The sequence below is a fragment of the Pseudomonas sp. D2002 genome (genome assembly GCF_013385735.1).
Lineage (GTDB): Bacteria > Pseudomonadota > Gammaproteobacteria > Pseudomonadales > Pseudomonadaceae > Aquipseudomonas.
In genome coordinates this window covers 892029-898709 of sequence record NZ_JACAPL010000003.1, presented here as the reverse complement: position 1 = coordinate 898709, position 6681 = coordinate 892029, and the positions used below count along the sequence as shown (strand labels likewise).

The 6681-nt window shown below is 62.4% G+C and carries 4 protein-coding genes; all 4 read right to left on the bottom strand.

The genetic code is table 11. The features are described from left to right. Nucleotides 1–218: 218 nt before the first annotated feature. From HX783_RS07380 to HX783_RS07365, 4 genes are read right to left on the bottom strand one after another with little or no spacing between them, the layout of a single operon-like run. The gene (locus HX783_RS07380; RefSeq protein ID WP_177016467.1) at nt 219–1583 is read right to left on the bottom strand and encodes a heavy metal sensor histidine kinase; all 1365 of its coding nucleotides are present in this window, start codon (nt 1581–1583) and stop codon (nt 219–221) included. Next, nucleotides 1573–2250, bottom strand: a complete 678-nt coding sequence (locus HX783_RS07375) for a heavy metal response regulator transcription factor (protein WP_065900845.1) — start codon at nt 2248–2250, stop codon at nt 1573–1575. Before HX783_RS07375 ends, HX783_RS07380 begins: the two co-directional genes overlap by 11 nt. A 10-nt stretch (nt 2251–2260) precedes the next feature. Then, a complete protein-coding gene (locus HX783_RS07370) occupies nt 2261–5356 on the bottom strand; it encodes a multidrug efflux RND transporter permease subunit (protein ID WP_177016466.1) in 3096 nt (1031 codons plus the stop codon). Continuing rightward, on the bottom strand, nt 5353–6519 hold the full coding sequence (locus HX783_RS07365; protein WP_159954316.1) for an efflux RND transporter periplasmic adaptor subunit: 1167 nt from the start codon (nt 6517–6519) through the stop codon (nt 5353–5355). The genes HX783_RS07370 and HX783_RS07365 overlap by 4 nt, the downstream gene beginning before the upstream one ends. Between the last annotated feature and the right edge of the window lie 162 nt (nt 6520–6681).

The following is a 6681-nucleotide window of genomic DNA, read 5'->3' as shown; positions in this document are numbered from 1 at the left end:
CGACCTGAGTGGTAGAAGCAAGAGCGGATCAAAAGCACAGCAGCACAACTTCTATCTGAGGTACCGAAATCCAAATGTGGGAGCGGGCTTGCTCGCGAAGGCGGTGGGTCAGTCAGCTCATTCATAACTGCTCCACCGCATTCGCGAGCAAGCCCGCTCCCACAATTTGACCGAGTTAAGCTTCCACCAGCAGGTCAGCTGTCAGGCCGATGACCCACTTACACCGGCAACGTAATCCCAAACGTATTCCCGCCCCCATCGCTGCGCACAAACACATCCCCGCCATGCATCAGCGCAATCGCCTTGACGATCGCCAACCCCAGCCCATGATTCGCCCCGCTGTTGCTGCGCGACGCATCCACCCGATAAAACCGCTCGAACAGCCGGGGCAAATGCTCACTGGCAATCTCATCCCCCGGGTTGGTCACCCCAATCGCCACCTGATGGTCCTGCACCTCAATGTTCACCTCGATAACCTGCCCCGGTGCGGTGTGCTGCACCGCATTGCTCAGCAGGTTTATCAACGCACGGCGTAGGTGCGCTTTCTCGATTTGCACCAAGGCGTCACCGCGCACCCGCACTTGGACTTGCGCGTCTTCGAGGATGAAGTCCAGGTAATCGAGGGTCGTGGCCACTTCGTCCGCCAGCGAACTTTCGATCAGCTTGGTGGCCTTGCTGCCCTGATCAGCACTGGCCAGGAACAACATGTCATTGATGATCGAACGCAGGCGCTCCAACTCCTCAAGGTTGGATTGCAGCACCTCGAAATAATGCTCGGCCGAACGCCCGCGCGTCAGCGCTACCTGGGTTTGGCCGATCAGGTTGGTCAGCGGCGAACGCAGTTCATGCGCCACGTCGGCATTGAATGACTCCAGGCGCGAATAAGCCTGTTCCACCCGATCCAGGGTGGAGTTGAACGAGTTGACGAACTGGCTCAATTCCGGCGGCAACGGCGACAGTTGCAACCGCCCCGAGAGCTTGGGCGGTGCTAGTTTCTGCGCTTCATCCGAGAGCTTGCCCAACGGCTTGAGGCCAATGCGCGAGACCCAGAACCCCAACAGCGCCGCCAGCACCACACCGACAAACGCCAGGCCGATCAAGGCCACCAGCAGTTGGTGCTGGGTTGCGCGGAAGTTTTCGGTGTCGATGGCGATCATAAAGCGCAGCGGCGGGCGCTGTTCTTTGGCGGCGAACTGGCTCACCAACACCTTGAACGGGTATTCACGCCCTGGCAGGCGCAAGTCGCGCTTGCCGGTCGGCCCCTCGGCGAAGGCGCGGATTTGCGCGTCCGGGTTGCCGTATTCGTAGTTCGGATCGCTGCTGACCACCCAGAAGCGGATGCGTTTGTCTTCTTCACCGAGCAGTTTCAGTTTGGCGGTGATTTTCGCCCAGTGGTCCGGCGTGCCGAAGCGATTGACCGAGGATTCGAGCACGCTGTAGCGCGCGTCCAGCTCGGCGCCGGGTAACAAGCCCAGGCCGCGGTCCACTTGCTGATACAACGCGCCGCCGATCAACACGAAGATCAGCAGCGCCACCAGCGTGAACATGCCGCTCAGGCGCAGGGCGATGGAGTTAGCCGACACTGCGGTTCTCCAGCACATAACCCATGCCGCGAATGGTGTGCAGCAGCTTGGTGTCGAACGGCCCGTCGAGCTTGGCGCGCAGGCGTTTGATCGCGACTTCGACGACGTTGGCGTCGCTGTCGAAATTGATGTCCCAGACCATCTCGGCAATCGCCGTCTTGGAAAGGATTTCACCCTGGCGCCGCGCCAATACGCTGAGCAGCGAGAACTCCTTGGCGGTCAGGTCCAGGCGCAGGCCGTTGCGGCTGGCCTTGCGGCTGATCAAGTCAATCCACAGGTCGGCGACGGTGACCTGCACCGGCTCATGCCCGCCACTGCGGCGGGTCAGCGCTTGCAGGCGCGCCACCAGTTCCAGGAACGAAAACGGTTTGCCCAGGTAATCGTCGGCGCCTTCGCGCAGGCCACGAATGCGGTCCTCAACGCGCTCACGCGCCGTGAGCATGATCACCGGCGTCTGCTTGCGCGCACGCAGCGCGCGCAATACGCCGAAGCCGTCGAGGCCGGGCAGCATCACGTCGAGCACGATCACCGCGTAATCGTTCTCCAGCGCCAGGTGCAAACCTTCGACGCCTTCACGCGCCACATCGACGGTGTAGCCCTGTTCCGTCAGGCCGCGGTGCAAGTAGTCCGCGGTTTTTTCTTCGTCTTCAATAATCAGGACGCGCATGACCCCGCCTTTAGTGTGTGGTCGCCAGCGCCAGCGCTGGTTTGGGCCTGTGGAAAAACTTCTCAAGGTACAAGTATATGACCGGTGTGGTGAACAGCGTCAGCGCCTGGCTCACCAGCAAGCCGCCCACCACTGCGATACCCAGCGGCTGGCGCAGTTCCGCACCGGGGCCGGAGCCCAGCATCAGCGGCACCGCGCCGAGCAAGGCGGCAAGGGTGGTCATGATGATCGGCCGGAACCGCGTGACACAGGCTTCATAAATCGCCTCCTCGGGCGGCAGCCCACGCACGCGCTGGGCATCCAGGGCAAAGTCGATCATCAGGATGCCGTTTTTCTTGACGATACCAATCAGCAGCACCAGCCCGATCAAGGCCATGATCGAAAAGTCCTGGCCCAGCAGCCACAGCATGATCAGCGCGCCCAGGCCTGCCGAGGGCAAGGTCGAGATGATCGTCAGCGGGTGCACAAAGCTCTCATACAGCACACCCAGGATAATGTAGACCGCTACCAGCGCCGCGAGGATCAGCCATGGCTGGCTGGCCAGCGAACTCTGGAACGCCTGGGCCGCGCCCTGGAACGTGCCGATCATGGTCGCCGGCATGCCGATTTCGTTCTTGGCCTGGTTGAGCATGATCACTGCATCGCCCAACGCCACGCCGGGCGCCAGGTTGAAGGACAGGTTGGCGGCCGGGAACATGCCGTCATGGCTGATCGACAACGGCCCTACGGTCGGCGGGTCGACCTTGGCCAGCGCCGACAGCGGCACCATTTCGTTGGTCAGCGGCGAGCGCAGGTAGAAATAGTTGAGGCTCTCGGCCTTGCCGCGTTGCTGGCTGTCGAGTTCCAGCACCACTTGGTACTGGTTGATCTCGGTCTGGAACTCGTTGATCTGGCGCTGGCCGAAGGCGTCGTACAGCGCCTGGTCGACATCGGTGGCGGTCAGGCCGAAGCGCGCGGCGGCCTGGCGGTCGATGCTGATGTGGGTGATGCTGCCGCCCAGTTGCAGGTCGTTGGACAGGTCACGAAACGCCGGGTTGGCGCGCAGTTTTTCGGTGAGGCGTTGGGTCCAGGTATTCAGCGTCGGGCCGTCGTTGCTCTTGAGCACATATTGATACTGGGCGCGGCTCGGGCCGGAGCTGAGGTTGATGTCCTGGCCGGCGCGCAGGTACAGCACGATGCCCGGCACCTTGGCCAGTTTGGGGCGGATGCGATCAATGAACTGGCTGGCGGACACGTCGCGGTCACCGCGGTCTTTCAAGGCGATCCAGAAGCGCCCGTTGGCGATGGTCTGGTTGCTGCCGGTCACGCCAACGGAGTGGGAGAACGACTCCACCGCCGGGTCGGCCTTGACGATTTCAGCCAGGGCTTTGTGCTTGGCGACCATGTCCGGGTACGACACGTCGGCAGCCGCTTCGCTGGTGCCGAGCACGAAGCCGGTGTCTTGCACCGGGAAGAAACCCTTGGGGATAAATATGTAGCCGACCACGGCCAGGGCCAGGGTCACCATGAAGATCGCCGCCATCGTACGTTGATGCGCCAGCGCGCGGCGCAGGTTGCGCGCGTAGCCGGCAAGCAGGCGTTCGCTGAAACCGGGTTTGTCGTGGGCGTGGTGGGTCGGCGCGCGCATGAACAGCGCGGCGAGGGTCGGTGCGAGTGTCAGCGAAACCACCACCGAAATCAAAATGGTCGAGGTCGCCGTCAGCGCGAACTCCTTGAACAGCCGCCCGACCACGCCGCCCATGAACAGCAGCGGAATAAACGCCGCCACCAGCGAGAAGCTGATGGACACCACGGTGAAGCCGATCTCGCCAGAGCCCTTGATTGCCGCGTCACGTTTGCTCAGGCCTGCTTCCAGGTGGCGGTGGATGTTCTCCACCACCACAATCGCATCGTCCACCACAAAGCCCACGGCAATCACAATCGCCACCAGCGTCAGGTTGTTCAGGCTGAAGCCCATCAGGTACATCAAGGCAAAGCTTGCCACCAGCGACACGCCGAGCACGCTGGACACGATCATCGTCGCCGACAGTTGGCGCAGGAACAGTGCCATCACCGCCACCACCAGCAGGATCGCGATCAGCAGCGTGACTTCCACTTCATGCAAGGACGCGCGAATCGTCTTGGTGCGGTCGGTCAATACGCTGACCTGCACCGAGGCTGGCAGCATGCCTTCCAGGCGTGGCAGTTCGGCTTGAATGCGGTCCACGGTTTCGACGATGTTGGCGCCGGGCTGGCGCGAGATCACCAGGTTCACCCCAGGCGTATCGCCGGACCAGGCTTGCACGTAGGCGTTTTCCGAACCGTTGATGACTTTGGCGATGTCGCGCAGCTGAACCGGCGCGCCGTTCTTGTAGGAAACGATCAATTGGCCGTATTCATCCGGGTGAAACAGCTGGTCATTGGTCGACAGGGTCGACACGCTGTTCTCGCCGTAAATCGCGCCCTTGGCCAGGTTCAAGCTGGACTGCTGGATGGCCACGCGCACGTCGGCGAGGGTGAGGCCAATGGCCGCGAGCTTGTCAGGTGAGGCTTGCACGCGAATCGCCGGGCGCTGTTGGCCGGTGATGTTGATCTGGCCGACGCCGTCGATCTGGCTGATCTGGCGGGCCAGCAGGGTTTCCACGTAGTCGCTCAGCTCGGTGCTGGGCATGCTGTCGGAGCTGACGCTGAGGATCAGCACCGGGCTGTCCGCCGGGTTGACCTTCTTCCAGGTCGGCAGGCTGGGCATATCGCTGGGCAGCTTGCCGGACGCGGTGTTGATCGCCGCCTGCACTTCCTGCGCGGCGGTGTCGATGCTTTTGTTCAGGGTGAATTGCAAGGTCAGCAGGCTTGAGCCCAAGGCGCTGCTGGACGTCATCTGGGTCATGCCGGGGATGGCGCTGAATTGCACCTCCAGCGGCGTTGCCACCGACGACGCCATGGTGTCCGGGCTGGCGCCGGGCAATTGCGCGGTGACCTGGATCGTCGGAAATTCCGCTTCCGGCAGTGGCGCAATGGCCAGGCGCGGGAAGGCAATAACCCCCAGCAGCACCAAGGCGAACGTCAGCAGCAGGGTGGCGACCGGGTGGTCCACGCACCAGGCGGACGGCGAGCGGCTGCCGCTCATGGTTGCACCTTGGCGTCGACGGTCTGGATGACTTGTGGCGGTTCCTTGAGCACGTCTACCTGGGCACCGGCCTTGAGCCGCGACTGGCCATCGCTGACCAGCACATCACCGGCTTGCACGCCCTTGATGATGTTCACGTCGCTGTCCTGATAGGCGACTTGCACCGGCACGATCTCGACCTTGTCACCTTTGACCCGGTACACAAAATGCGAGTCGAGGCCGCGTTGCACCACGGTCGGTGGCACCACCAGGGCGTTTTTGTCGAGGGCGGTCTGGATCTTGATGGTCACCAGTTGCCCCGGCCACAGGCGCTGCGAGGCATTCTTGAACTCGGCCTTGGCGCGCAAGGTGCCGGTGGTGGAACTGATCTGGTTGTCGATCAGGCTCAGGTGGCCTTCACCGAGCAAATCGCCGGTCTGGCCGTCGGTGTCGGCGCCCATATAGGCATCGACGCTGGCCTGGGTCGGCGCGGCGATCAGGCCTTGCAGGGTCGGCAGCATCTGTTGCGGCAAGGAGAACTCGACGGCAATCGGATCGATCTGAGTGACCGAGAACAAGCCTTGGGTATCACTCATACGCAGGAAGTTGCCTTCATCCACCGTGCGAATGCCGACGCGGCCTGTGACTGGAGAGCGAATCTGGGTGTAGGAAAGCTGAACCTGGGCCGAGTCGATCGCCGCCTGATTGCCCTGCGCCGTGGCTTTGAGTTGGTTGACCAAGGCTTGTTGCTGATCGTAAGTCTGCTTCGACACGCCGTCGTCGATGCTCAGTTCCTTGTAGCGCTTGAGGTTCACCAGTGCCACTTGCAGTTGCGCCTGGCTTTCGCCCAGTTGTGCCCTGGCCTGGTCGAGGCTGGCGCGGATCGAGCGGTCATCGATGGTGGCCAGCAGGTCGCCGGTCTTGACCAGTTGGCCTTCCTTGACCAGCAATTTGGTGAGAATGCCGTCGATTTGCGGGCGGATCACCACACTGTGCAACGACAGCACCGAGCCGATCCCGCTGACATACCGGGGGATGTCCTGTTGCGCGACGCTGACGACCCGGACCGGAATCGCGGTCGGCGCCGCCAGTTTGGTCTTGGCGGGCCGGGTCAGTGCCCAGGCTGCAATCGCCACTACTACGAGGACACCCACGATCAGGGCGGTTTTTCGTTGAATGTGCATGGGGTGAGGCGCCGGGGCAAAGGGGTGGGAGGATGAAGGTCTTTATAGCCCGCCAATCCGGTCAGCACGGTGACTGCTAACTGACGGCGCTGTCAGTAAAGTCCGACCATTCGTACTGGCGGTGGTTAAAGATCCGAAGCGCGCAGGTATACTGCGCGCCAG